Source organism: Paraburkholderia sp. 35.1, from assembly GCF_050436525.1.
Taxonomy (GTDB): domain Bacteria; phylum Pseudomonadota; class Gammaproteobacteria; order Burkholderiales; family Burkholderiaceae; genus Paraburkholderia; species Paraburkholderia tuberum.
Genome location: NZ_JBNDMJ010000001.1, coordinates 327,607 through 351,759 on the forward strand (window position 1 = coordinate 327,607; position 24,153 = coordinate 351,759).

Here is a 24,153-nt window from a genome sequence, read left to right on the forward strand (position 1 = left end):
AGTCAGGCACGACGGCGCCGTGCGCGAGCAGCGGCGCCTGCGACAAGTACTTCGCCGAGCCGACGCTCTGTCCATACCTATCCTCATCCGCTTGCAAGGAGTAAACGCGATGGAAAGCTTTGTCCAGCAACTCAAGGCGCTGTCCTCAGCCGAGGACTTCCTGCAGTTCTTCGGCATTGCGTTCGACCAGAAGGTCGTCAACGTGAGTCGACTGCACATCCTCAAGCGCTTCTTTCAGTACATCCAGCAACAGGACGCGCTGCCGGAAGGCGACGAACCCGCCCTGTTCGCGTCATATCACGCGCTGCTGCTGAAGGCTTACGGCGACTTCGTCACCTCCACGCCGGCGCAGGAAAAAGTGTTCAAGGTGTTCCGGGACACAAATGGGCGGCAGCACGTTTCACTCGACAGTCTGCGCGCGTCGCTGCCCGCGCGCACCCTTGCCTGACAGGTGGAGCAAGACCATGCACATCGTTAAGACCATGCACATTGTCGTCTGCATCAAGCAGGTCCCGGACTCGACGCAGATCCGCGTTCATCCGGTCACCAACACGATCATGCGCCAGGGTGTTCCGGCGATCGTCAACCCGTATGACCTGTTTTCACTCGAAGAGGCGCTGCGACTGAAGGACCGCTTCGGCGGCAAGGTCACGTTGCTTTGCATGGGCCCGCCGCAGGCCGAGGAAGCGCTGCGCAAGTGCATCAGCTTCGGCGCGGACGACGCCGTGCTGCTCACCGACCGTGCATTCGCCGGCGCGGATACGCTCGCTACGTCGTACGCGCTGGCAGCGGGTATCCAGCAGATCGCGAAGGAGCAGGCGGTGGACATCGTGTTCACTGGCAAGCAGACGATCGACGGCGACACCGCGCAAGTCGGCCCCGGTATCGCCAAACGCCTCGGGCTGCAACTGCTGACCTACGTGTCGCGCATCGTCGAGACCGCTCTCGATGCGCGCACGATCACCGTCGAGCGCCGCGCCGAGGGCGGCGTGCACGTGCTCAGGACTGCGCTGCCGTGCCTGATCACAATGCTGGAGAACACCAACGAACTGCGCTTTGCGACGCTGCCCGCGATGATTCATGCGGCCGGCTATCCGGTGCACAAATGGAACTGCGAACAGGCCGGCATCGAAGATCTCAGCAAGATCGGCCTGAAGGGCTCGCCGACAGTGGTCAGCAAAGTCTTTGGACCGACGCCGCGCAGCGAGAAAGCGGAGATGCTCGACCTCGACGCATCGAGTCTTTGCGACGTGTCGGTGAACCTGCTGCAAAAGATCTTCGCGCGCCATCCTACCCTGGAAGCTGACCTGCTGATGAAGGAGGGTTCATGAATGCACCCGCCGCCCCCGCGAAGAAACCCGCCGGCCGCGCAGGACGCAATCTCGAACTGCCGAAACACCTGAAGGTCTACAAAGGCGTCTGGGTCTTTATCGAGCACGACCGTGGACACGTGCACAGCGTCTCGTGGGAACTGCTCGGTGAAGCGCGCAAATTGGCCGACACGCTCGGCAGCCGAGTGGGCATCGCGGTGCTCGGCGGCGCGAATGAACCGCTCGAACAGTTCGCCGCAGAAGCCTTCACTTACGGCGCGGACGATGCGTACATCGTCCACGACCCGGTCTTGCAAGGCTATCGCAACGAGCCGTTCACGAAAGGGCTGACCGACCTCGTCAACCGGCATCAGCCCGAGATCCTGCTGCTGGGCGCGACGTCGATGGGCCGCGACCTCGCCGGCTCCGTAGCGACGACCCTGTTGACCGGGCTGACCGCCGATTGCACCGAACTCAACATCGATCCCGCGTCGCGTGCGCTGGCGGCGACGCGCCCCACCTTCGGCGGCTCGCTGTTGTGCACGATCATGACGCTCGCGTACCGTCCGCAGATGGCGACGGTGCGCCCGCGCGTGATGCCGATGCCGCTGCGCGACGCCGAACGCACCGGCAACATCGTCCATGGAACGCTGGGGATGATCGAGACGGACATCGTCACGAGGCTGCTCGACTTTATCCCGGATGCGAGCAGCAACCGGATCAACCTGCCCTATGCCGATGTGATCGTGAGCGGCGGCAAGGGGTTGAAGAGCCCGGAGAACTTCCAGCTGGCGTTCGATCTGGCGAACGTGCTCGGCGGCGAAGTGGGTGCGACCCGGCCATGCGTGCAGGCCGGCTGGGTCGAGGGGGAGCGCCAGGTGGGACAGACCGGCAAGACGGTGCGGCCCAAGCTCTACATCGCCGCCGGCATATCCGGCGCGATCCAGCACCGCGTGGGCATGGAAAGCGCAGACGTGATCGTGGCGATCAACACCGACCCGAACGCACCCATCTTCGATTTCGCACACTACGGGATTGTCGGCAATGCACTGCAAGTGTTGCCCGCGCTGAAGCAGGCTTTTGTGGAGCATTTGACCCGGCGCCGCAAGCAGGCTGCCTGAGGAGAATCACGATGAGAAAACCTTCACAGTTCGATGTGATTGTGGTCGGCGCCGGTCCGTCCGGCAACGCTGCCGCTTACACGATGGCCAAGGCAGGTCTGGAAGTGCTGCAGATCGAGCGGGGCGAATATCCGGGCAGCAAAAACGTTCAGGGAGCGATCCTGTACGCGAAGGCGCTCGAAGAGATCATCCCGGAGTTCCGCGACGATGCGCCGCTGGAGCGCCACATTATCGAGCAGCGGATGTGGGTGCTCGACGATACGTCGTTTGTCGGTACACATGTGCGCAGCGAGGATTACAACAGGCCGCCCTATAACCGCTACACGATCATCCGCGCGCAGTTCGACAAGTGGTTTTCATCGAAAGTGCGCGAAGCCGGCGCACTGCTGCTCTGCGAGACCACGGTGAAGGAACTGATCATGGACGGCGACGTGGTGGTCGGCGTGCAGTGCGACCGCGAGCACGGCGATGTCTATGCCGACGTGGTGGTGCTCGCCGACGGCGTGAATTCGACGCTCGCGCGCAAGGCGGGCTTTCATGGAGAGATCGGGGCCGGCAACGTTGCACTCGCCGTCAAGGAGATTCTCTTCATGCCGGAGGAGACGATCCGCCAGCGCTTCAACGTCGGCGAGGACGACGGCGTCGTGATCGAGATGGTCGGCAGGATCACCGACGGCATGATGGGCACTGGCTTCCTCTATACCAACAAGGAATCGCTCACCATAGGCGTGGGCTGCATGCTGAGCGACTTCAAGAAAAACCCCAACCGCACGAGCCCCTACGTGCTCCTCGAAAAGATGAAGCAGCACCCGTCGATCGCACCGCTGATTGCGGGCGGCGAGATGAAGGAGTATTGCGCGCATCTGATTCCCGAAGGCGGTTTTCACGCAATCCCGCAGGTCTACGGCAACGGCTGGATGATCGTTGGCGATTCAGGCGGTTTCGTGAACGCCGCGCACCGAGAAGGTTCGAATCTTGCGATGACCACGGGACGCCTCGCCGCCGAAACGGTGATCCACGCTAAAGCCGCGGGCCACGGCTACCGCGCCGGCACGCTCAAGGCCTACAAGGCCGCGCTCGATCAGAGCTTCGTGATGAAAGACCTGCACAAGTACCGCGACATGCCGGCCGTGCTGCACCAGAATCCGCAGTTCTTCACGACCTACCCCGACCTCATGGCGCGCGCCGCGCGCACGATGATCACGGTCGACGGTAAGGACAAGAAAAGCAAGGAGCGCGAGATTTTTTCGAGCTTCCGCACAGCCCGTTCGCTTTCCGGCATCGTGGGTGACGCCTACAAACTCCTGAGGGCCTTCCGATGAGCACCCTACCCGTCAACGTAGAGGAAAAGCTGTTCCAGAACCGTTATCGCGTCGATGCAGGACGGCCGCACGTCCACATCAAGGATGCCGACGTCTGCCAGAGCGAATGCAGCGCGAAGAGTTGCACCTTCGTCTGCCCGGCCTCGTGCTACAAGGCCGAAGGCAACGGCGCGGTGACGCTGATCACCGACGGCTGCCTCGAATGCGGCAGTTGCCGCATCCTCTGTACCGACCACCAGAATATCGAGTGGGACTACCCGCGCGGTGGTCACGGCATCCTGTTCAAGTTCGGTTGAGGAACATCGTCATTGCCAGACCAGAACGACATGTGTTTGCTTGCACCGAGAACCGGCCGCCGCCGCATCCGCGGGGCGCCGGGCGGCAAGGGCTCGACGGCGCTGCTGAAGGCCTTCTGGGCGGAACGGCAGAAACGCCAGGCGCCCGATACCGTCGCGATTACGTATTCGGGCTGCCTCGGCCCGTAGTGGAAGCGTTGCTGCAACGGTCCGTCTGAGGAGACACATGGCCAACGAACCGGCGATGACAGCGCCGCGTTCGCACCACCTTAGTCGAGATACGGACCGCTTCCCATCGTGATCGTGCCAAGGTCCACGCCAAATCCAGATTTGACTTGTCCGAGCCATTCGCCCCAGTCGCGATGTCGCGGCCCCGACACGCCGCAAGTCCGACAGTCCTTTCAGAGGCGCTTGATCTCGACACCGTATTTCCTCAGCGCGTAGCCAATCTGGCGCGGCGTCAGTCCAAGCAGCCGCGCCGCCTTTGCCTGCACCCAGCCGGATCTTTCCATGGCGGCGATGAGACGCTCGCGGTTGGTCATCTTCGCATCACTTCCGAGGACTGCGCCGCCAGCCGCTAACGGAGTCCGCTCGCTGCCGACAGGCTGGACCGCAGCAACTGCGCCCGACGTAGCAGCCTCAGCCCGCAGCGTAGCCGGCTTCACGGGCACTGGTACGATTGGCCCGGGCTGCGGCGCGATTTCGTCCGATCGGCTCTTCCACAGCATCGCGGACAGGCACTGACCGTGGCAGCAGGCAAAGTCGTTTCTCACGATCGCTGGTCCCGGCGCCAAGGTCGCGCTCCGCTGCACGCAATTCTCGAGCTCGCGGACATTGCCGGGAAAACCGCAGTTCATCAATACTTCAATCGCGCTCGCATCGAAGCTCAGCGTACGGCCGTTCTCGCTGTTGAAATTCTCGAGAAACTCAACGGCGAGGAGCGGAATATCACTGCGCCTTTCACGCAACGGCGGCAACAGCAAGGGAACCACGCAGAGGCGATAATAAAGGTCGGCGCGGAACTCGTTCCTTGCCACAGCCTCTTCCAGGTTTTTATTCGTGGCGGCAATCACGCGAACATCGACCTTAATGGTCTGGTTGCTGCCGACGCGCTCGAATTCTTGCTCCTGCAGGACGCGCAGCAGCTTTGCCTGGAACGAGGCCGAGATCTCGCCGATCTCGTCCAGAAACAGCGTCCCCTTGTCGGCGAGCTCGAAGCGCCCCTTGCGCGAATTGAAAGCGCTGGTAAAGGCACCCTTCTCATGACCGAACAATTCGGATTCCAGCACCGTCTCATGGAGCGCCGCGCAATTGAGCTTGATGAAAGGCCGCTTGGCGCGCGGCGACAGCTCGTGAACGGCCTTGGCGACCAGCTCCTTCCCGGTACCGGATTCGCCGCGCAACAGAACCGTGCTGTTCGATTCGGCTACCACCGCGATCTTCGCGAGCAGCCCGCGCAGCGCCGGGCTGTCGCCAATGATCCCCTCGATCTGAAACTTCTTACGCTCACCTGCAGGGTGCTTGAGCTCGGACAATGGCTTTTGCAGCCCGTCCTTCCCCGCCATCAGTCGCTCGCGGTCGCTCTTGAAAAAGCGATGCAGCTTCACCGTCTGCCCCACCAGGTTGGCGACCATGGTAAGCAGCCGCACGTCGTAATCGAGCCGGAAGTTCGACCCATAGTCCAGGATGCGGTCGATGGTCAGCGTGCCTACGGCTTTCGCGTCGATACGAATAGGGACGCCAATGAACGATACTCGCATGTTGTCGGAGGCACCGAGCACGCCCATGTCGGCGGCACTGAAGCCCGAATGCACCGCTATGTTCTCGGCGACGAGCGGCCTGTCCGTCGCCATGATCTGGTCAATTGCCTTCTGCGGCAGGCGCATCCGGTAGTGCTCATCGCTGCCTTCGCTCCAGTCCGCGCCAACGGTAATGTCCGGTACGCCATCATCGTCGAAGAGAGAGACGATACCGAGCCGCATCTGAACAAACGATTGCAGGCGATCGATGACGTTGGCCAACGCGACTTCGAGCCGGTAGGGGGCGGTGAGTACCTTCGATATTTCGAAGATGCCGGTAAGCACGCTCTCGTGCCACTGCACAATAGGGACCGCGTGGTCCGTCTCGGACTTTGAGCCAGGCCTTTCGCGTACGGAAGCGATATGCAGCATGACGACGTCCCCGTTGTGGGGACCGTGCTCCCCGTCACCTTGTTCGGATTTGCGGGCATTGTGTTGCATATCATCCTCGATCTAGCGCCCAATTTCACGGGCTGACTTCAAAAGATAATGCCCTTTCATGGAAGGACGGTGAAACTGTAGTGCCTTGATGTACTTATTTTCTGCTTTTGCGATTTCGCTGCGTGGATTCCGTTAGGAACGCGAGTTCCATTGATGTCGCTCAAATCAACTGCGATTTGTCTACTCCAGGTGCAGCCGATTACAGGTGTCGTCCATCATTGATTGCTGCCTCGGTGCCCGTGAGATAACTCGCCGCATCCGAGCATAGGACGAAGATGATCTATCTTTGCGACCTCTTCGGGCGTGCCCGCCCGGCGCAGCGGGATATTTGGCACAAAAAGCGCTTCCGTGTCGGGCGACAAAATGTCCGTCTTGAACTGGCCGAGGACGTGTGGAAACTGTTTTCAGATCGTTAGATGCGAGTCTATCGGTCCGATCAATCTGGTTTGGTAAGTCATGGCTGCGTTAGCGTAACGTTTCAAGTGCAAAAAAAGCCCCTCCGGGCTCTAGGTGCCAGCCATCCTCACCACCTCTATTGTTTTGGCAATCCAAAGTATCTTCACAGGCGCTGGGCCAGTAGCCGTCGTACTTGCGCACGTTCTGGCCAAGAAAATCGAAACCGTCTGCAATGTTCGTGATCCGGGTCTTCTCTTCCGAGCGCTCCAGATCTTGAGCGGCCATCAACTGCCTGAGCGCCGGAAGCACCTCGAATTCGAGCACTTCTTTCGACATACCGGTCACAACAAAGTCATCGGCGTAGCGAACGACGTTGAGTTGGGCCTTGCTGCGTGCCGCCGGGGTGAGATTACGCTCGGTCATCAGAGCATCGAGCACGACGAGCAGATTTAGATCGAGGCCCTTGAAACGCATGATCCCAACTTATCCATAGTGTGGATGCGTTCCATCAAAACAATCGATTTTACGAAATGTACGGCATGGAGGATAGTGTTCCTGGTAAATCCATTTCAATTTCGCAAACCTGCTGGCGCCTTCGTCGTGCCGGGGTAGCGGATGAAGTGTGTCGTAGAACTGAGCGAAGCCGAGGAAATGACGTTGCAGCAGTTGTCGATCAATCACATGCATCGGGACACGCGCACGCGAGCGGCGGCCCTGTCGCCGCTCGGACACAGGATCAAGCGCAAGCTCACCGCCGAGCAACTCGGCGTGAGCGCGCAGTCGATCTGTGACTGGCTCACGCATGGCGCAACAGCGGCGTGTCCGGCCCGATGGGCGGCCATAACGGTGGGCACATGAAGCACCACTGGCGACGCCTCATCGCCTGGACGAAGGAAATCGCAGATCCCGAACTCGCTGAACTTTCTCGGCGGACACGGCACCAAATTTCAAGTCAATTTCTCGTGGACGCTCTCATGAATACTGTGGCAAAACGTCGGGCCGGAGAAATAGAATTTGGGCATATCAAGATGGTTGTCGGTCTTTGCCCTGACGCCGAGAAAAATCCTCAGGTGTACGCCGACCATCAACCGAGGCACATGTCCAATGCGGCCACGGTCTTCGGCGGCATGGGCAAGCCGGATCGCGCCGACACGACGCGACAAGCGTCCGGCAGGTCGCGTAGGCGCTTACTACCGGCAAAACTGCGCATAGTTCTCCAAACTTTTTCTATATCGGCCGCTTACCTTCGTACAGTTGAGGCAAACCTCGACTTCGCCTTGGCTTCGCGACGAATCCTGAAATCGAACCGCTTTCTCAGCAAGTCCTTCGCGTCCGTCAGGTCCACCCTCAAAGGCCGGACGGCGCATAGGAGGCAGTCGTGAATTTGGCCGTGTCCACAGATAGAGGACCTCTCTCCGTGCGCTCTCAGGTGCGGTGGAGGCTGGTTTGGGAAAATGAGTTGCGACTCGCCGACCACATCGAACTGTCCGAGTTCTTCCGAAAGACCTACGGACCGACCGGGGCGTTTAATGCAAAACCATTCGAAGGCAATCACAGTTGGGCTGGTGCGAGGCCAGAGTTCCGTGCAATCGGCTACGACGCGCGCGGCGTAGCGGCTCATATCGGCGCACTGCGTCGTTTCATCAAGGTTGGCGCAGTCGATCTACTAGTGGCCGAACTAGGATTGTACGCGGTACGTCCGGATCTTGAGGGACTCGGAATCCCTCAATTAATGCGCGTGATGTATCCCGTGTTGCAGGAACTTGGCGTTCCATTTGGCTTCGGCACGGTTCGACACGCGTTGCGGCAACATATTGCAAGGCTGCTCGGCCGACCCGGTCTGGCGACTATTGTGTCTGGAGTTCGCGTGAGGTCGACCCTTCGAGAAGTGCATCTCGACACGCCGCCCACGCGCATCGAGGACGTACTCATTGTCGTCTTACCGATTGGACGGCCAATGAGCGATTGGCCGACCGGAACGATAATTGACCGGAACGGGCCAGAGCTGTGAGGCACTGCTTATCCGAAGCGCGCAGCGAGTGCGCTGACACCAACGGACGTCGCGACGTCTATTTGACGTTTGACGACGGCCCTAATCCACTTTGCACACCGGACGTCCTCGATGTGCTGGCGCAACACCGGGTGCCAGCGACTTTCTGCGTCATCGGCGCGTACGCAGCGGACCAGCCGAAGCTGATCCGACGGATGATCGCAGAAGGACACGAGGTCGCAAACCACTCGATGACTCATCCGGACCTGTCCAGATGCGAACCCACCGAAGTACAACAGGAAATACTAACGGCAAGCAGGGTCATCAGGATGGCGAGCCCGCGTGTTTCGCTGCGGTATATGCGTGCCCCGTATGGCATGTGGACCGAAGCAGTGCTCACTACGTCAGCGAGCGCTGGTCTGGCGCCCCTCCACTGGTCGGTAGACCCGCGAGACTGGTCTCGTCCCGGCGTGGACGCGATTGTCAGCGCAGTGCTGGCCTCTGTCCGGCCGGGTGCAATTGTGCTCTTGCACGACGGATGCCCTCCCGATGAGTTGGGACGATGCACTCACGCTGGTCGGCGCGAGCAGACCCTCATGGCGCTTTCCCTCATGATTCCAGCATTGCATGACCGGGGGTTTGCAATCCGATCGCTTCCTCAACCTGACCGGACGAACCAGACACCCTATGAACATGCTTGGCGCAACTAGCACTGTCGCTGTCTCGTCTTATGCGCTCCGCGGTCCTTTTGCTGCTAGATCAGTACGAGACGCAACTTTTTCGCGGGAAGCCGAGCGACTTCGGCGAGGACCGTCATCTGACGATTCCCATGCTGACGGCAGGTTATCGGACCGAGTAGGTTCCGGACGCCATAGCGGCGACAGTCGTTCCGGACAGACTGGGGGCGTATCTGCGCCAACAACTGCGCTGGGCGCGCAGTACTTATCGGGACACGTCGCTTTCGCTGCGCCTGCTGCCCTGTCTAGATCGCTACCTTACGCTGGACGTGATCGGACAGAATCTGGGCTCGCTATTTCTCGCCTTATCGCTTCTAGCGGGGCTCGCGCAGCTCGCATTGACAGCGACAGTGCCGTGGTGGACTGCCCTGATAATCGAATCATCGACCATGATCCGCTGTAGCGTGGCATCGGTTCGCGCTCGCCAGCTTCGATTTCTTGGCTTTTCTCTTCACACACCCATTAACCTCTTTCTCTTGCTCTCCCTGAAAGTCTATGCGCTGTGTACATTGAGCAATAGCGATTGGCTGTCACGAAGCGCTGCTGCCAACGTACCACACGGGGGTGGAAACAGGCCGCCACCGGAAACCCGAAGGCGGGACCGAACGCTACAGAATTTTCGGTATTGCGATGGCGCTTGGCAGAGCGGATCTTACGCGCGATTCTTCGACGTTGGTGGTGGCATACGACGGCGTTTGTAGCGACGAGTGATCGTGCACGCCAATTATCTTAGATGCTATGAGACGATCGTGCTTTCCGTTGAGAATCTAGCAGTTGGTTTCTAAAATCCCTTACCGACTAACGATTTGTTTATCCGTCGACTCCGTGAAAACTGGAAGCTACTGAGCCTTACCGCAAGCAGCTCGGCACTCGCCCACCACCAGATTTTGCACGGAGAGGAAGATTCCCCTGTGAAACGTTGCCGCGCGGCAAAGCGTTCGTACCGCATCCGCATATAAACGTCTCAATCTGATGCACCATTACCTTGGGGGCCTGCAGAAATATTCGAACGACATCACCCTCTTTCTGGCGCCCCACATCAACTCCTACAGGCGATTCCAGATCGGTACGTTCGCGCCGACCAAGGTCGCATGGAGCCAAGACAATCGGACGGTCGGTTTCCGCCTTTACGGCGAAGGCTCGGACGCCGTCCGCGTTGAGTGCCGCATTGGCGGTGCGGATCTGAATCCGTATCTCGCTTTTGCGGCCCTGATCGCGACGGGTCTTGCGGGCATCGAACGAGCCACCTCCAGCGCTGCCGCATTGTCCAAAACGTAACATTCGCGACACCAACAATCGGACGATGCACCGCCATAACCCGACATTGTGCCGGTCAACATCCCGCAAATTGTGCTCCGACTGTAGATGCTCGCTTGGCACAACGCTTGCGATCCATCGCCGACAACTCAAGAGACCTGACATGCTCAATCCGATCATCAATGACACGACACTTCGTGACGGCGAGCAGACCGCCGGCGTCGCGTTTCGCACCGAGGAAAAATGCGCAATCGCCGCCGCACTGTCGCAAGCCGGCGTGGCCGAACTCGAAATCGGAATTCCTGCCATGGGCGAAGACGAAATGGCGTGCATCGCTGCAATCGTCGACCTGAACCTCGACGCCCGCCTGATGGTTTGGGGGCGCCTCACGAACGAGGATCTCACCGCGGCATTGCGCTGCGATGCCGATATCGTTCATCTCTCGGTTCCCGTTTCGGATATTCATTTGGAACACAAGCTGCGGCAGTCGCGCAGTTGGGTACTGGCGCAGATCGCACGCGTCGTCGACGAGGCAGCGAAAAACCATCCCAAGATTTCCCTGGGCATGGAAGACGCCTCGCGCGCGGATCCCTCATTTCTCATAGAAGTGGCTCAATGCGCGCAGCAGCACGGGGCCCAGCGCGTGCGCTTTGCCGACACTGTCGGTATCCTGGACCCCTTTAAGACCTTCTACGCCATTGCAGCGCTGCGCGTCGCCGTCGATCTGGAGATCGAAATCCATGCGCACGACGACCTCGGGCTCGCCACAGCCAACACACTGGCCGCCCTTGGGGCCGGCGCGACCCATGCGAGCACCACCGTCAACGGGTTGGGTGAGCGCGCCGGCAATGCAGCGCTGGAAGAAGTCGTGATGGGCGCGCGGCACCTGCTGCGACGAGACACTGGCGTCGACACCAGAGCGCTGCCCGACATTTCGTCGCTGGTCGAACAAGCCTCAGGCCGCGCAGTTTCCTTCAACAAGAGCATCATCGGTAGGAGCATCTTTACTCACGAGTCGGGCATTCATACCGACGGCCTCGCGAAGCACCCCACGACCTACGAGGGATTCGATCCAGCAGAGCTCGGCCGGCAACGGTCGACGATACTCGGGAAACATTCTGGATCTCAAAGTGTGCGTGAGGCCTACGACGCTCTAGGCGTGAGGGTGTCGGAGCGGCTCATCCCGCTCCTGCTTGCGCGCATCCGCTCTTTCGTCACGCAGTACAAGCAGGCGCCGAATGCAAGCGATCTGCGCCGCTTCCTGACGCAAGCCCACAGCACGCGGGTGAAGGTGTCGTGAGTGTGGTGATGGCGGCCAAACTTGTCCAATAGAAGTAACGACATGCAAGAAGTTATCGAACAACTGCGTCACCTGTCGTCGGCCGAGGATTTCCTGCGATTCTTCGACATCGCATTCGACGAGAAGGTGCTGAACGTGAGCCGCCTGCACATCCTCAAGCGCTTCTTTCAGTATATCGAGCAACAGAAAGAACTACCGCGTAACAACGCGACGGCCGTGCTCGCCGTCTATCGATGCTTACTGCAGAAGGCCTACAACGACTTCGTTGTATCCACGCCCGCGGAGCAAAAGGTCTTCAAAGCGTCCAGCCTGCGCGACGTGTCGCTGAAACTCGTGCACAAGATATTCGCTCGCCATCCGAGATTGGAGGCGGACCTGTTGATGAAGAGGGCCTCATGAACTCGCCCGCTGCCTCGGAAAAGAAGCCGGCCGCGCCGGTCAACAAGTACCGCTTCGAGATTCTGCTGCTCGGTGCAACCTCGATGGCCCGGGATCTCGCCGGATCTGTCGCAACGACGCCCTTGACCGGCCTCACCGCCGACTGCACTGAGCTGAACATTGACCCGTAGTTGCCGCATTCTGTGCACGGACCATCACAACCTCGAATGGGCGTGTCCGCGCGGCGGGCATCGCATCCAGTTCAGGTTCGCGTAGACAAACACATCCATCGTCACATCGGCTTCCGAGCGCCGCAAAAGCGGCCGGACGCCTCACCATATCGGAGCAAATTGATGAATCTCATTACTGGTATCGAATCGACCGATCTCTTCGGCGGCAACGTTCCCTTCCCCGTGCTACAGCTGATCGAGAGAACCCGCGGCGGCAGCAATGACGATGTGGCCGCCGCGTTGTGGACTGCGGTCCTGTCGTACCCGCGCTGCCTGCCACCCTACTATCTGCTGTATAAGTTCCATGCGAACCGGGGTGAACTTGGCGAGGCGCAGGAGGTCGCGACCAAGGCTTTGGCGGTCGCCGCCCGGCAGGCGTCGCTCGACAGCGACTGGTGTGCGGTACAGCCGGGCGACACCGACTTCACCATTCCTGGTCCAGGCCGCTTCTGGCTCTTCACACTGAAGGCGCTCGCGTTCATCAGCGTGCGGCGCGGCGAGCGCACCGTTGCACTGAAGCTGATCGCCAAGCTGCGCAGGCTGGACCCGATCGATTGCATAGGCTTGGACGTCGTGGAAGCCTTGCTCGCACAGTCCGGATCCCAATAATCGCCGCCGGAAGATCAACTGACAGATCGACAATATGTCCCCGGCTTGGCTATGGCAGAACTCCATTGCAGTTCATGGTGATCGTTTCAGTAGTCAAAGCCGACGCTCACCGCACACTTCGCGCGGGCGCGCAGGCCATGCCGTGGACGTTTTTTCAGCGAGCCGTGGAAACCGGTAGCCCAGCGGTGCCGATAATTCGGCGTACATCCGATAAAGAGACTGCGTCGCAAGCAGGGGTCGCGTTGCAACCAGAGACGCAAATCAAGACAACAACCGGATTGACACACGGCTTGCCAGTCCCGCCGAACCTGCTCGATCAGGCGTTTGCCGTCACCGCGCCGAATGAGGCCTGGTGTGGCGATACACGGTATATCGCCACAAAACCCTCGAAACCCCACAAATCCATGCCGCAAAAACCTTGCTGAAAGATCCCATTTCCTAACTTGGCTGGATTGGTCTTCGCGTGGTCTTAGGCAGAGGAATCATGCGTGACGCCTCCTCCAATATTATCTCCCGCATCCAATTGCTTGCCGGATCACTGTTGTGAAGGGCAGACCATTGGACGGCCTCGGTGAATGCGGGACGTGGCAGCGGAAGTTCGACGATCCGCAGAGGCATCGCCTTTTCGAAATACTTGACCAGCCTTAAGGGCATCGTCCCTATACGGTCAGTGTTTAATAGCATAGGCGGGATCATGCTAAAGCTCGGCACGATGACCTCGTCCCGTCTCTTGAGACCGTGCTGAAGCAAAAACCATTCCTCGATGGAGGGCTGCCGCGCACGCCCGAACTTGACCACAACGTGCCCCATCGACATATATCTCTCGAATGTGAGCTGCCCTGATAGCTGCTGGTTCGTGCGGCAGCCTACGCACACGAGCGTCTCCTCGAACAGCTTCGCTTTAGGGTGCGCGCTCGACATGAAAAATTCCGGCAAGATAAGAAAATCGGCTTCGCCGCGCCGGAGAACCTCATCGGGGTCATCGGCAAGTGGCAGCAATTCGAAACTGACGGCGGGAGCTTCCCGTGCAATACGCTCCACGATCTTTCGAAAAAATACGACTGTCATGAAATCGGAAAGAATGATCCTGAAGCGGCGATCCGATTTGGCTGGGTTGAACACGTCCTGGGAAATAACGGAGAGCTGGATGTGCACCAGAGCCTCCCGGACTGGAGCAGCGAGCCCTTCTGCACGCGGTGTTGGGACAAGTTCCCGGCCCCTCATCGTAAATAGTTCGTCGCAGAAATAGGCGCGTAGCCTGGCGACGGCCGCGCTCATGGCCGGCTGGCTCAGGTTGATGCTGCGTGCCGCCGCAGTGAGGTTACGCTCGGTCATCAGAGCATCGAGCGCGACGAGGAGATTTAGATCGAGGCCCTTGAAACGCATGATCCCAACTTATCCATAGTGTGGATGTGTTCCATCAAGACAAACGATTTTACGAATTGTACGGCATGGAGGATAGTGTTCCTGGTAAATCCGATTGAATTTCGCAAACCTGCTGGCACCTTCGTGGTGCCGGGTAGTGGATGAAGTGTGTCGTAGAACTGAGCAAAGCCGAGGAAATGACGTTGCAGCAGTTGTCGATCAATCACATGCATCGGGAGCCATCCTCCCGAACCCGCCGCATGTTTGGCAACGATTGGGGATTTCCTCGGGGTTCCAGCGCTTCAGCTTTCTGGTCGCGCCATCCTTCGTCGCCAAGAAACGCGACCCTGGACCAAACGGTACAGAATTTTCATGAATTGCGGCGCCATTTTGCAGACGGACCCTACGCGAGATTCTTTGGGGCTGGTGACGTCTGACCGGTGTTCGCAGCGGCGAGCGATACCCTACCTTACCTATGTGGTAGGGGTTCGAGTTTTGCCAATAGGGGCTTCCTACCACGATGAAGGAGAGAAACATGCTGTGCTTAGGAGTGAGCGGCGGGCTAGACAAAGTTCATGAAAATTCACTCGAACTGCCGAACACATTTCTGCACGACGGCGCTGCGGTGCTTGTCCGGGACGGACGCGTAATAGCGGCCGTCGAAGAGGAGCGCCTCAACCGGATCAAGCACTCTAACAAGTTCCCGAGCAGTTCAATTCAATACTGCCTCGCATCCGCAGGGATTCAGCTCAGCGATATCGACCACATCGCGTTTTACGCTACCGAGGCCTATTGCAACGTTATGCTCGAACGCCTGTTCCTGTCCCAGCCGAACATCTCCATTCCGGTGGATGCCAAGCTGTTTCTGCGTAACTTACTAATGCGGGAATTCGGTACCGAGGTCGATCCTTCGAGAGTCTCATTCGTGAGTCACCATCTGGCGCATGCCGTGAGCGCGTTTGCGATGTCTGGATTCGAGCAAAGTCTGATTTTCGCGGTCGATGGCGGCGGTGATTTCCTCTCGGGGCTCTTGGCGCTCGGATCTGGAACCGAAATTACGCAACTCGCGACTTTCGCAGAGCCTAATTCTCTAGGGCTGTTTTATCTCGAAACAATCCGGTATCTCGGTTACGGCTTGTTCGATGAATACAAGGTCATGGGGCTTGCACCTTATGGGGATCCCGCTCCCTATCGCGGGCTCTTCGAGCAATTCTATCAACTGTCCGCCAACGGTGAGTACCGCGTCTACCTGGACCGCATCGGTCCGACGTTGCTCCGCAGCATCCAGGTCCGGCGAAAGGGAATGCCATTCACACAGCAGCATCGAGATGTGGGTGCTTCATTGCAGGAAGCGCTGGAGCGGATCGTGTTTCACATTCTCCGCCATCATCGCGAGGTCACCGGTATGAAGCGGCTGTGTATAGCCGGAGGAGTAGCTCATAACTGCACCATGAACGGTAAGCTGCTGTATTCGGGACTTTTCGAAGACATCTTCGTGCAGCCCGCAGCGCATGACGCCGGTTGCGCATTAGGCGCTGCCCTTATGATGTCAAGCGACTTCGGTCGGCCCGCGCCGCGTGAGCGATTGCAGGAGGTTTATTGGGGGCCGGATGTTGGGAGCGATCTGGTCGTGGAGCAAGAATTGAATGCGTGGGCCGGACACCTCCACGTTGAACGCAGTGATGACGTGGCAGGCAGAGCAGCGGACTGGATGGCCAATGGCGCCGTGATCGGCTGGGTGCAGGGTCGTTCGGAGTTCGGGCCACGCGCGCTTGGCAACCGCAGCATTCTTGCCGATCCCAGGCCGGCCGCAAACAAGGACCGGATCAACGCCATGGTCAAGAAGCGCGAGGGTTACCGACCGTTCGCGCCATCAGTGCTCGAGGACGATGCGCACGAATTTTTTGACCTCCCAGAGGGCACCCGCGAATTCCCTTTTATGAATTTTGTAGTTCGCGTGCGCGACTCCAAGCGTGCCCTGCTCGGCGCCATCACGCACATTGACGGTACAGCGCGGCTGCAAACAGTATCGCGCAAGACCAATCCCGCCTACTGGGAGGTTATTAATGCGTTCAAGAAGCGGACAGGAATCCCAATTCTGCTGAATACTTCCTTTAATAACAACGCTGAGCCGATCGTAGATTCGGTTGCAGACGCGATTGCCACATTTCTGACGACAGAGCTGGATGGACTTGTGGTCGGGCCGTTCCTCGTCAAAAAGCGGCCCGCAACGCAGGAACATTGGACTGCGCTCGCGGTTGCACTGCCGCCCTATGCATCGCTCTATCGAGTCCGCGCTCACACAGCGCGGGATCGTCAGGAAACGGTGTGCGAAATTCGCACCGGCGGCTCCAACTGTGACAGTGTGCGTATTTCACATGAGTTGTTCGATCTGCTGATGCGGATCGAAGGCGAAGCCGTGCTCGGACATCTTCTCGATACCATTACGCCTGAGCAGACTCGACGTGAAGCCCTCGTCGAGGAACTGCGCGGATTGTGGGAACAGCGTCGGGTTCGGCTACATCCCTCACGGGCGTTGTCACGGTAACGACGCCCTTCCAATGAGTGGCTGAAGATCTGAAACTAGGTAACAGCGCTCGCGAGCTATTTTTCTAGAACGTTAAACAATAGCGTTTGGCCGCCGTGCAGTTCTTGTACCAACACGCCGGTGTCCAACGGAGCACCAGTCCCGGCCCAAGGTCCGGACACATGCAGCAGCGCACCATAAAGGTAGGCGGAATTGACACATCAAACGAACTTCGAATTGCTGCGTCGGGAATTGGACGCAGACGATCCATGGCGGCTCGACAGCAATCCCTTTGAGCACGAGCGCCACAGGCAAATGCTTCGGATGGCACTTTCGCAGGGATCCGTCACAAATGCGCTCGAAGTCGGATGCGCAGGCGGAGCCTTCACGGAAAAATTGGCACCGCACTGCCAACGGCTCACCGTGATCGATATCGTGCCACACGCAATTGCCAGGACACGCGAACGGATGATGGACCCACCACACATCAATTGGATCGTCTCCGATGTCCAGCATTTTTCGACTGAGCAACAGTTCGATCTGGTCGTGGTGGCGGAGGTTCTCTATTACCTCGACGGCAGCGCCGAGGTGCGTGCGGCTGTCCGCAATTTAGCACGGATGCTTGCGCCCGGTGGACAGCTGGTTTTCGGATCGGCACATGACGCCAATTGCCGGCGATGGGGCCACATTGCCGGAGCCGAGACGGTCATAGCCATCCTGCAAGAAGAGCTGGTTGAAATCGATCGTTTGAGGTGCGTCGGTCAGTCGTTGAATGAAGACTGTCTGCTCGCCTGTTTTCGAAACGCGGCTTCGCCTTCGTGCGGACCAACTTACCAGCGTTAGGCCGGGAGATATTATGCGCATCTGTGGGATCAAACTGACGCACGACGGAGCGATCGCCCTTGTCGAGGATGGAAAACTGGTTTTTTGCGTGGAGCAGGAAAAGCGAGACAACAATCCGCGGTATCAGGCGATCGACGACCTCGACGCGATCGCGATCGCATTGGCCGAGCATGGTTTCGATGCGCACGATATTGACCAGTTTGTCATCGACGGCTGGGACGGAGTAGTCGAGTCGGAGTTTCGGGTCCTCAGTGGGTCGATTCCCGTCAGCCTGAAAGGGGCCCCTTATGCCGAACGCCGAGCCGATGATCTTCTCGCTTCGCTCGACGGCTCCGGATTGCTTGTCGGCGGCCAGTCCTTTCCTTATAAAAGCTATCCTCACGTGTCAGGCCATGTGGCCTCCGCGTACTGCACCAGTCCCTTTGCCCAAAGCGGGCAACCTGCATTCTGTTTGGTGTGGGATGGTGGCATCGTCCCGCGCCTCTATCATGTAGAACGCCACCACGCCCGCCATGTCGACTGCCTGTTCCCCGTGATAGGTCACATCTACGCTGCGGCGGGTCATCACTTTGGTCCTTATAAGAAGCCGGGCGGCGCCCGGTGGGATCTGGGTGTGGCCGGCAAGCTGATGGCCTACATCGCGCTAGGCTCCGTTAACGAAGATATCGTTGAGGTATTTCGCGAGCTTTATCAGGCACGCTTTGCTGGCGACACGGAGTGTGCGCAAGCTTATCGCGAGAACATCCACAGCGCGGACGCGTCACTAGCGGCTGTAGGAGAGTTCTTCGAAGCAAGCGCGCTGCGACTGGAAGCCAAGCCGCCCGAAGACGTACTCGCCTCGTTCCATGTATTCCTCGAGCGTCTTCTCGTTCATGAAATGGGTATCGCGCTGCAGCGTCATTCGATTGCGGGCCCGAAAAATTTGTGCATCGCTGGCGGATGCGGACTCAATATCAAATGGAACAGCGCCCTGCGCGCGAGCGGTTTGTTCGACGCAATCTGGGTGCCGCCGTTTCCCAACGATAGCGGGTCTGCGATTGGCGCCGCTTGTTGCGCGCTGGCAGCCGAGAAGGGCTTCGTGCCGCTGGAGTGGTCGGTATATAGCGGACCGGCCTTAAAAGGTTGCCAAGTACCGCCCGGATGGACGGCGTCTACTTGCTCCATTGCAGAACTCGCCGGCATACTCGCCAGTAGCGAGCCCGTCATTTTCCTTGCCGGCCGGGCCGAGCTCGGACCACGAGCATTGGGGGGCAGAAGCATTCTGGCCGCCGCGACTTCGCCCACAATGAAGGATCATCTCAACGACATCAAGTTTCGAGAGCACTTCCGTCCCGTGGCGCCAATTTGCCTTGAGGATCGTGCGCCGACCATTTTTAGCCCGGGGAGCCCTGATCCCTATATGTTGTTCGATCATCAGACGCGCGCGGAATGGCGAGAAAAAATCCCTGCCGTCGTGCATCTCGACGGATCTGCCCGATTGCAGACCATTTCAAGAACTTCCGAGCATCCGGTGGCGCAACTTCTGGTCGAATACGAAAAGCTGACGGGTATTCCGTTGCTCTGCAACACGAGCGCCAACTATCACGGACGAGGTTTCTTCCCGGACGCTGCTTCAGCCTGTGCGTGGGGACGCGTCGAACGTGTGTGGTGCGATGGTTTGTTACTGACCAGGACTGGTCTTTCGCCGTCAGTCGACGAAACACTTTTCGCTACGTCGCCGTTCGAAGATTGCTGACGTTGCAGCTCAGTGGTCAGTACGACGCCGTCAATTGTCCCGGCAGCTCGCTCTATCGCTACGGTCCGAAGACGATCAGCCGGCCTCCCTTGGCTCGATTTTCGCAAGCACTTATCCCGGGCGGAGGTTGCTCATCGACCCGCGGAACCTCGATGCCATCCTCGGAAACTTGGCATCTTCTTCAAAATGCAGTGGGTAATGGGGCTCACGGGGCGTGCGGGTTAAAGCTGGAGAAATCCAGCTTGCCGGCGATGAGAAAGAGGACGGTGCGCATCGTCGTGAAGCGCGTGTCACCGCGAACCTTGCGCTTGGCAGCTTGAAACAAGCCTTGATGACCTCGATGAAGCCGTTGGTCTGGCGGGTCTGAGTCCAGGCGACGATGCCATCGAAGTGCTGGCGAATCATTTGCGCCACTTCCTTCATCGGCTCGACCTTCGAGCGCATGACGTTGGCGCACCACTGCCGCAACACGCGTGGACAATTGACGCACCGCAAGGTTTGCGTATGTTCAAAGTGTTCAGCTTCTCACTTCCTCGTATGATTCACTCAGGCGGCCCGAGGTAAAGTCAAACCAAGCATAGTGCTGGTCAGAATGCCATTAGGAAGAAAAGCGATCGTCATCTACGGCTTTCGTTTTCCTGCAGCGGGCATCGGCTACGCAGTAGGCCGACACCACCGCCTCAACCTTAGTCCACGGGAATTGCGCTGCACTATCTCGGTTGGCCAATTCCCCTCTAACGGCGGAACAAGTTCCTATGGACATGCTAGACGTCATCGGTATTGGTATCGGACCGTTCAATCTAAGCCTCGCGGCGCTCATTCAGCCCACCGGTTTGCGAGCGCTCTTCTTTGAGAAGCGCATAAAATTCTCCTGGCATCCGGGGCTCATGCTGTCCCAAAGTCAACTCCAGGTGTCGCCGCTCAAGGATTGTGTGACCTTGGTGAATCCCACGAGCCCATATTCCTTTCTCAACTATCTCGCTGTACATCGACGCCTGTACAGCTTCGTGAATAAAGGTGGAAACGGCACGTCGCGACGTGAGTTCACCCACTATTACCAATGGGTCGCGCAATGCCTGGACACGCTTCGATTCGGCGAGGAGGTGATCGATATCAGGCCTTTCAATAAGGGCTATTGCGTGACCACTACCGCGCGCACCTATCATGCGCGCGCGGTAGTGGTCGGGGTCGGCGTCGAACCCAAGGTGCCGGCATGTGCGCGGCAGGTGGTTGGCGAGACGGTCTATCACGTAGACGACTACCTTAACCGGAAACCGTTCAGCGAAGACGAACATGTGCTGGTGGTAGGCGGCGGGCAGAGCGGCGCGGAAGTCGTCGAGCACATGCTGACCGAGTCAGGTCCCGACAAGATCACTTGGGCGACGTCGCGCGCCAATCTGTTTGCGATGGACGACAACGCATTTGTCAATGAAGCATACATGCCCAGTTATAGCCAACGCTTTCACACGCTGCCGATCCAGCAGCGCCGGGCCATCGTCGAAAGCGAAAAGCTCACCAGCGACGGCATCTCCGCCAGCCTGTGCAACCGGCTCTATGAAGCGTTGTACGAACGCAGCGTCCATGGCACGCTAGCCGACTGCTTTCGTCTGTTGCCTTCGGTGACGATGGACGAGATCACACGCCGCAGCGGTCGCTGGCATATCGGGTTGACCTCGCTCGTCACGTCGCAGCGCAACGGCATAAGCGCGGACAGAATCATCCTGGCAACCGGTTTTCAGCCGCGCCATTTGCCATTCGTTCAGAAACTGCTCGACGGCGCAAGCCGTGAAGACGGTCTGCCAACGCTCGATCCCGATTACGCCGTGCGCTTCGATGCGCCAATGCCCGGTCCCGTGTATCTGCAAAACCAAAGCCGCGTGCAGCACGGCCTGCAAAGCGTCAATCTTTCGCTGGTCGCATACAGGAACAGCCGCATCATCAACAGCCTGCTAGGTCGTGCGTTCTATCCGGATGTTCCGGACCGGCAACTGCTCGACAGCATTGAGGATCAGGAGACTGAAGCAGGGTCGATACTGTGCGACGCCCCTCAGGCCTCGCGTCAACCGGCAGTGGCGTAAGCGCATGACTGGCTCCTCCATTTATCTATCGACTGGCGAGCGTGCGATCTCACACGCCGAGCACTTGCCGGCATCCCTCCAATTACGGGCGTTCATTCCGTTTCTGATCGCGTCACTGGTGATCGCCGCTTCGTACGGGACGAGTTTTCTCCTGCCCGAGTACCTGCAATCCCTGGGCATGAAGAGCGGTGTCGCCGGCGCCGTGATTTCGAGCGGCATGGTCTCGACCATGATCTGCTGCTGCGTGGCTGGGCGCATAGCCCAGCGTATCGGTGTCATGCCGACCATCGCGCTGGCCTCGCTCGTCATGGCAGGCAGCATGCTCTGCTTCGCCGCTGCGCCAATGGACATTCGTGCCGTCTATGCAGGCGGTTTGCTGTTGGGCGCTGGGTGGTCCGTGTTCTTCATACTCGCGCCGCTGCAAATCATCCATCATCTGTGCCCCAACGCGCGTATCCAGTACCTGACCTTCGTCTCCGGCACGCAAATGGCCGGCCTGGGCATGGCGGCGCCTTTGAGCCGCCTGATCGCCCAACATACCGGCTCGATCGCGCTGGCCTACCTTCTGTTCGCTGCGGCATGCGCGGTGGCGGCAGTCTGCGTCAAGATCGCCGGCGAGGCGATGAGGGATAGGTCCTGTTTACCGATGACGCGCGTGGCCATTACCGCGACAGACACGTTGGCCCTGCTCAGGGCACGAACAGCAGTGCCGATCGCAATGATCGCACTGGCAGCCTGTGTCTTCGCCGGGCTGGCGACTTACCAGACACCCTATGCCGTCTCGCGTAACCTCAGGCCAGACCTGTTCTTCCTGACGTTCACGATAATCAGCGTGGCACTGCGCTTGTCGCTCGCGAGAACCATGGGACGCATCAAGCCCGCGCGACTGGCGCACGCATTGTTTTTGCTGACCGGCGCCTCGCTCGTACTGTTCCTGTTGAACCACGGCAGCACGACGCTTTATATCGTCGCTACCGCGCTGTTCGCCACGGGCTACGGACTGAGCTACTCGACCCTGAACGGCATGGCCGTGAACCTCGCCGGAGACCACGGCGTATCGGTGCCGGTGACTTCGCAAATCTTTACGCTTGCCTATTTCATCGGTCTGTTCGGATGCCCTTCCCTATGTGGCGTTCTGATTCACGTTTTCGGCGCCGATGCAATGCTCGTCGCCCTGCTAGGCGCCGTACTCGCCAATGTCGTGCTACTCGGCGTCATGCGAATGAAGGCGCATTTCGCCGCCTGACTTCTCCTTGAAAACTCCGTTCTTTAACGAGGTGGTTCGTATGCTGAATGAAACGCAAAAATCCAAGTGGCACGAAGATGGATATCTAAAAGTAGAGGGCTTTTTCGATCCGGTCACCCGCGAAAAAATTTCTGCTCTGGTCAACGATGTTTCGCGCTGGGAAATCAGCGACAACAAATGGATGATGTGGTTCGAGAAGACCGAGGACGACCGCAGGATCGTTTCAAAGGTAGAGAACTTTTTAGACTTCAACAATGAGCTGCGCGACCTGTTGCTGGCCGACAAGCGCATCCAGACGGCTGTCGAATCGCTTCTCGATGAAGATACCCGCATGCTCAAGGAACTGCTCATCTTCAAGTACCCGGACAGCGGCGGCTACCGTCCGCATCAGGACATCTATCACATCCCGCACAAAATTCCTGAACGCATGGTTCATGCCGTGGTCGCCATCGGCATCGACGATTCCGATCCGGACAACGGCGGCCTGTTCTTCAGTCCGGGCAACCATCAGAAAGGTGTGTTCCCGATGGACGCCGGCGGCGTGATTCATCCGGAAGTGGCCGAGACGTTCAAGTGGGAACCCGTGCCCTGGAAGGCCGGCGACATCTTCGTCTTCGACGACTACGCGCCGCACTATTCGCAGCCCAACAAAAGTAACCGTTCGCGCCGCGTGCTCTATCTGGCGTTCCAGCGCGCCTCGACTGGTGGCCCCACGCGTACGGAATACAACAAACTGAAGCGTGCCTACAACCCACCCGAAGGAAAGGAATCGGATATCCACGATCTGAAGCCGCCAAATGGCATTTTCTATCGCACCTAATGTAATTCAGCGGAGGATGTGCGTGTACACAAAGCAGATTGACCCATCCATGATGCGGCCGGAATACGGCGTTCTTGTTTGCCGGCTGCTCGAACATCTGCCCGCTGGCCTGACAACAGCGTTCGGCACGTCGATTGTTGAGGTCGTGCCGGCGGGCGCTGTCAATCTGCACTCCCATTCCGAGCATGAACTGTGGGTACTCATTTCAGGCAAGGGAGTCTTCGAGGTGAATGGTCAGGCGCGGCCAGTCGCAGATTCAACGCTGCTCTATATCGAACCGAATCAGGAGCACGCGATTCGCAATGCCGATCCGGCAGCGAGCCTGAAATTTCTATCGATATGGTGGGACTAAC

Annotated in this window: 23 protein-coding genes and 4 pseudogenes; 23 read left to right on the forward strand and 4 right to left on the reverse strand. The window is 58.8% G+C overall.

Features of this window, described 5'->3' with window-relative positions; translation table 11 throughout:
• Positions 1-109 precede the first annotated feature (109 nt).
• The 6 genes from nifW (OKW27_RS01795) to OKW27_RS01820 are packed head-to-tail and all read left to right on the forward strand — an operon-like array spanning position 110 to position 4,238.
• Complete coding sequence (gene nifW / locus OKW27_RS01795) at positions 110-448, forward strand: nitrogenase stabilizing/protective protein NifW (protein ID WP_090811340.1); 339 nt, start codon at positions 110-112, stop codon at positions 446-448.
• 34 nt (positions 449-482) lie between these two features.
• The gene (locus OKW27_RS01800) at positions 483-1,331 is read left to right on the forward strand and encodes an electron transfer flavoprotein subunit beta/FixA family protein (RefSeq protein ID WP_090811342.1); all 849 of its coding nucleotides are present in this window, start codon (positions 483-485) and stop codon (positions 1,329-1,331) included.
• Positions 1,328-2,431: an electron transfer flavoprotein subunit alpha/FixB family protein gene (locus OKW27_RS01805; RefSeq protein WP_429332345.1), complete on the forward strand. Its 1,104-nt coding sequence runs from the start codon at positions 1,328-1,330 to the stop codon at positions 2,429-2,431. The genes OKW27_RS01800 and OKW27_RS01805 overlap by 4 nt, the downstream gene beginning before the upstream one ends.
• Positions 2,432-2,442: 11 nt before the next feature.
• Positions 2,443-3,753 carry an FAD-dependent oxidoreductase gene (locus tag OKW27_RS01810; RefSeq protein ID WP_429332346.1) on the forward strand — a complete coding sequence of 437 codons (1,311 nt, stop codon included), beginning with the start codon at positions 2,443-2,445 and terminating at the stop codon, positions 3,751-3,753.
• A complete protein-coding gene (locus OKW27_RS01815; RefSeq protein ID WP_018423212.1) occupies positions 3,750-4,049 on the forward strand; it encodes a ferredoxin family protein in 300 nt (99 codons plus the stop codon). The genes OKW27_RS01810 and OKW27_RS01815 overlap by 4 nt, the downstream gene beginning before the upstream one ends.
• Before the next feature lie 36 nt (positions 4,050-4,085).
• Positions 4,086-4,238 carry a hypothetical protein gene (locus OKW27_RS01820; protein WP_429332347.1) on the forward strand — a complete coding sequence of 51 codons (153 nt, stop codon included), beginning with the start codon at positions 4,086-4,088 and terminating at the stop codon, positions 4,236-4,238.
• 212 nt (positions 4,239-4,450) lie between these two features.
• Here the strand turns inward: OKW27_RS01820 and nifA are convergent, their stop codons facing one another.
• Both nifA and OKW27_RS01830 read right to left on the reverse strand, forming a co-directional pair.
• Positions 4,451-6,289, reverse strand: a complete 1,839-nt coding sequence (gene nifA, locus OKW27_RS01825; protein ID WP_429332348.1) for a nif-specific transcriptional activator NifA — start codon at positions 6,287-6,289, stop codon at positions 4,451-4,453.
• Between the two features lie 465 nt (positions 6,290-6,754).
• Positions 6,755-7,066: pseudogene (locus tag OKW27_RS01830) on the reverse strand (hypothetical protein); the annotation flags it as partial.
• 234 nt (positions 7,067-7,300) lie between these two features.
• On the opposite strand from OKW27_RS01830, the gene OKW27_RS01835 reads away from it, so the two are divergent.
• The 10 genes and pseudogenes from OKW27_RS01835 to OKW27_RS01880 all read left to right on the forward strand — a co-directional run.
• Entirely contained in the window at positions 7,301-7,543 is a 243-nt protein-coding gene (locus tag OKW27_RS01835; RefSeq protein WP_429332349.1) for a hypothetical protein, read from the forward strand.
• Entirely contained in the window at positions 7,540-8,067 is a 528-nt protein-coding gene (locus OKW27_RS01840; RefSeq protein WP_429332350.1) for a hypothetical protein, read from the forward strand. The genes OKW27_RS01835 and OKW27_RS01840 overlap by 4 nt, the downstream gene beginning before the upstream one ends.
• Positions 8,068-8,114: 47 nt before the next feature.
• Positions 8,115-8,696 carry a NodA family N-acyltransferase gene (locus OKW27_RS01845; RefSeq protein WP_429332829.1) on the forward strand — a complete coding sequence of 194 codons (582 nt, stop codon included), beginning with the start codon at positions 8,115-8,117 and terminating at the stop codon, positions 8,694-8,696.
• A complete protein-coding gene (gene nodB / locus OKW27_RS01850) occupies positions 8,693-9,385 on the forward strand; it encodes a chitooligosaccharide deacetylase NodB (RefSeq protein ID WP_429332351.1) in 693 nt (230 codons plus the stop codon). Before OKW27_RS01845 ends, nodB begins: the two co-directional genes overlap by 4 nt.
• Positions 9,386-10,384: 999 nt before the next feature.
• Positions 10,385-10,690: a hypothetical protein gene (locus tag OKW27_RS01855; RefSeq protein ID WP_429332352.1), complete on the forward strand. Its 306-nt coding sequence runs from the start codon at positions 10,385-10,387 to the stop codon at positions 10,688-10,690.
• A 142-nt stretch (positions 10,691-10,832) separates the two neighbouring features.
• Positions 10,833-11,969 carry a homocitrate synthase gene (gene nifV, locus OKW27_RS01860; RefSeq protein ID WP_429332353.1) on the forward strand — a complete coding sequence of 379 codons (1,137 nt, stop codon included), beginning with the start codon at positions 10,833-10,835 and terminating at the stop codon, positions 11,967-11,969.
• A gap of 42 nt (positions 11,970-12,011) precedes the next feature.
• On the forward strand, positions 12,012-12,368 hold the full coding sequence (nifW, locus tag OKW27_RS01865; protein WP_429332354.1) for a nitrogenase-stabilizing/protective protein NifW: 357 nt from the start codon (positions 12,012-12,014) through the stop codon (positions 12,366-12,368).
• Positions 12,369-12,406: 38 nt separating this feature from the next.
• Positions 12,407-12,535: pseudogene (locus OKW27_RS01870) on the forward strand (electron transfer flavoprotein subunit alpha); the annotation flags it as partial.
• Between the two features lie 165 nt (positions 12,536-12,700).
• On the forward strand, positions 12,701-13,186 hold the full coding sequence (locus tag OKW27_RS01875; protein WP_090811371.1) for a hypothetical protein: 486 nt from the start codon (positions 12,701-12,703) through the stop codon (positions 13,184-13,186).
• Positions 13,187-13,384: 198 nt separating this feature from the next.
• Positions 13,385-13,566 (forward strand): annotated as a pseudogene (locus OKW27_RS01880) (IS3-like element ISBvi4 family transposase); the annotation flags it as partial.
• Positions 13,567-13,624: 58 nt separating this feature from the next.
• Here OKW27_RS01880 and OKW27_RS01885 read toward each other — a convergent pair.
• The gene (locus OKW27_RS01885) at positions 13,625-14,572 is read right to left on the reverse strand and encodes a LysR family transcriptional regulator (RefSeq protein ID WP_187611945.1); all 948 of its coding nucleotides are present in this window, start codon (positions 14,570-14,572) and stop codon (positions 13,625-13,627) included.
• Positions 14,573-15,086: 514 nt separating this feature from the next.
• On the opposite strand from OKW27_RS01885, the gene OKW27_RS01890 reads away from it, so the two are divergent.
• The 3 genes from OKW27_RS01890 (at position 15,087) to nodU (ending at position 19,656) form a co-directional block, all read left to right on the forward strand.
• Positions 15,087-17,099 carry a carbamoyltransferase family protein gene (locus tag OKW27_RS01890; RefSeq protein ID WP_429332355.1) on the forward strand — a complete coding sequence of 671 codons (2,013 nt, stop codon included), beginning with the start codon at positions 15,087-15,089 and terminating at the stop codon, positions 17,097-17,099.
• A gap of 192 nt (positions 17,100-17,291) precedes the next feature.
• Positions 17,292-17,921: a nodulation methyltransferase NodS gene (gene nodS / locus OKW27_RS01895; RefSeq protein WP_090811375.1), complete on the forward strand. Its 630-nt coding sequence runs from the start codon at positions 17,292-17,294 to the stop codon at positions 17,919-17,921.
• Between the two features lie 13 nt (positions 17,922-17,934).
• Complete coding sequence (gene nodU, locus OKW27_RS01900) at positions 17,935-19,656, forward strand: nodulation protein NodU (RefSeq protein ID WP_429332356.1); 1,722 nt, start codon at positions 17,935-17,937, stop codon at positions 19,654-19,656.
• A 205-nt stretch (positions 19,657-19,861) separates the two neighbouring features.
• Here nodU and OKW27_RS01905 read toward each other — a convergent pair.
• Positions 19,862-20,127, reverse strand: a pseudogene (locus OKW27_RS01905) (transposase); the annotation flags it as partial.
• A 284-nt stretch (positions 20,128-20,411) separates the two neighbouring features.
• Here OKW27_RS01905 and OKW27_RS01910 point away from each other — a divergent pair.
• Genes OKW27_RS01910 through OKW27_RS01925 form a run of 4 tightly spaced genes read left to right on the forward strand, consistent with a single transcriptional unit; the run spans position 20,412 to position 24,152 of the window.
• Positions 20,412-21,734 carry a lysine N(6)-hydroxylase/L-ornithine N(5)-oxygenase family protein gene (locus OKW27_RS01910; protein WP_429332357.1) on the forward strand — a complete coding sequence of 441 codons (1,323 nt, stop codon included), beginning with the start codon at positions 20,412-20,414 and terminating at the stop codon, positions 21,732-21,734.
• Between the two features lie 4 nt (positions 21,735-21,738).
• The gene (locus OKW27_RS01915; protein ID WP_429332358.1) at positions 21,739-22,980 is read left to right on the forward strand and encodes an MFS transporter; all 1,242 of its coding nucleotides are present in this window, start codon (positions 21,739-21,741) and stop codon (positions 22,978-22,980) included.
• Between the two features lie 40 nt (positions 22,981-23,020).
• Positions 23,021-23,800: a phytanoyl-CoA dioxygenase family protein gene (locus OKW27_RS01920; protein ID WP_429332359.1), complete on the forward strand. Its 780-nt coding sequence runs from the start codon at positions 23,021-23,023 to the stop codon at positions 23,798-23,800.
• 16 nt (positions 23,801-23,816) lie between these two features.
• On the forward strand, positions 23,817-24,152 hold the full coding sequence (locus OKW27_RS01925) for a cupin domain-containing protein (RefSeq protein ID WP_090811385.1): 336 nt from the start codon (positions 23,817-23,819) through the stop codon (positions 24,150-24,152).
• The last annotated feature ends 1 nt before the right edge of the window (position 24,153 follow it).

Coding starts and splice junctions, on each gene's coding strand:
- nifW (WP_090811340.1), top strand. CDS start 110: ATGGAAAGCTTTGTCCAGCAACTCAAGGCGCTGTCCTCAGCCGAGGAC.
- OKW27_RS01800 (WP_090811342.1), top strand. CDS start 483: ATGCACATTGTCGTCTGCATCAAGCAGGTCCCGGACTCGACGCAGATC.
- OKW27_RS01805 (WP_429332345.1), top strand. CDS start 1,328: ATGAATGCACCCGCCGCCCCCGCGAAGAAACCCGCCGGCCGCGCAGGA.
- OKW27_RS01810 (WP_429332346.1), top strand. CDS start 2,443: ATGAGAAAACCTTCACAGTTCGATGTGATTGTGGTCGGCGCCGGTCCG.
- OKW27_RS01815 (WP_018423212.1), top strand. CDS start 3,750: ATGAGCACCCTACCCGTCAACGTAGAGGAAAAGCTGTTCCAGAACCGT.
- nifA (WP_429332348.1), bottom strand. CDS start 6,289: ATGCAACACAATGCCCGCAAATCCGAACAAGGTGACGGGGAGCACGGT.
- OKW27_RS01835 (WP_429332349.1), top strand. CDS start 7,301: ATGAAGTGTGTCGTAGAACTGAGCGAAGCCGAGGAAATGACGTTGCAG.
- OKW27_RS01840 (WP_429332350.1), top strand. CDS start 7,540: ATGAAGCACCACTGGCGACGCCTCATCGCCTGGACGAAGGAAATCGCA.
- OKW27_RS01855 (WP_429332352.1), top strand. CDS start 10,385: ATGCACCATTACCTTGGGGGCCTGCAGAAATATTCGAACGACATCACC.
- nifV (WP_429332353.1), top strand. CDS start 10,833: ATGCTCAATCCGATCATCAATGACACGACACTTCGTGACGGCGAGCAG.
- nifW (WP_429332354.1), top strand. CDS start 12,012: ATGCAAGAAGTTATCGAACAACTGCGTCACCTGTCGTCGGCCGAGGAT.
- OKW27_RS01875 (WP_090811371.1), top strand. CDS start 12,701: ATGAATCTCATTACTGGTATCGAATCGACCGATCTCTTCGGCGGCAAC.
- OKW27_RS01885 (WP_187611945.1), bottom strand. CDS start 14,572: ATGCGTTTCAAGGGCCTCGATCTAAATCTCCTCGTCGCGCTCGATGCT.
- OKW27_RS01890 (WP_429332355.1), top strand. CDS start 15,087: ATGCTGTGCTTAGGAGTGAGCGGCGGGCTAGACAAAGTTCATGAAAAT.
- nodU (WP_429332356.1), top strand. CDS start 17,935: ATGCGCATCTGTGGGATCAAACTGACGCACGACGGAGCGATCGCCCTT.
- OKW27_RS01910 (WP_429332357.1), top strand. CDS start 20,412: ATGGACATGCTAGACGTCATCGGTATTGGTATCGGACCGTTCAATCTA.
- OKW27_RS01915 (WP_429332358.1), top strand. CDS start 21,739: ATGACTGGCTCCTCCATTTATCTATCGACTGGCGAGCGTGCGATCTCA.
- OKW27_RS01920 (WP_429332359.1), top strand. CDS start 23,021: ATGCTGAATGAAACGCAAAAATCCAAGTGGCACGAAGATGGATATCTA.
- OKW27_RS01925 (WP_090811385.1), top strand. CDS start 23,817: ATGTGCGTGTACACAAAGCAGATTGACCCATCCATGATGCGGCCGGAA.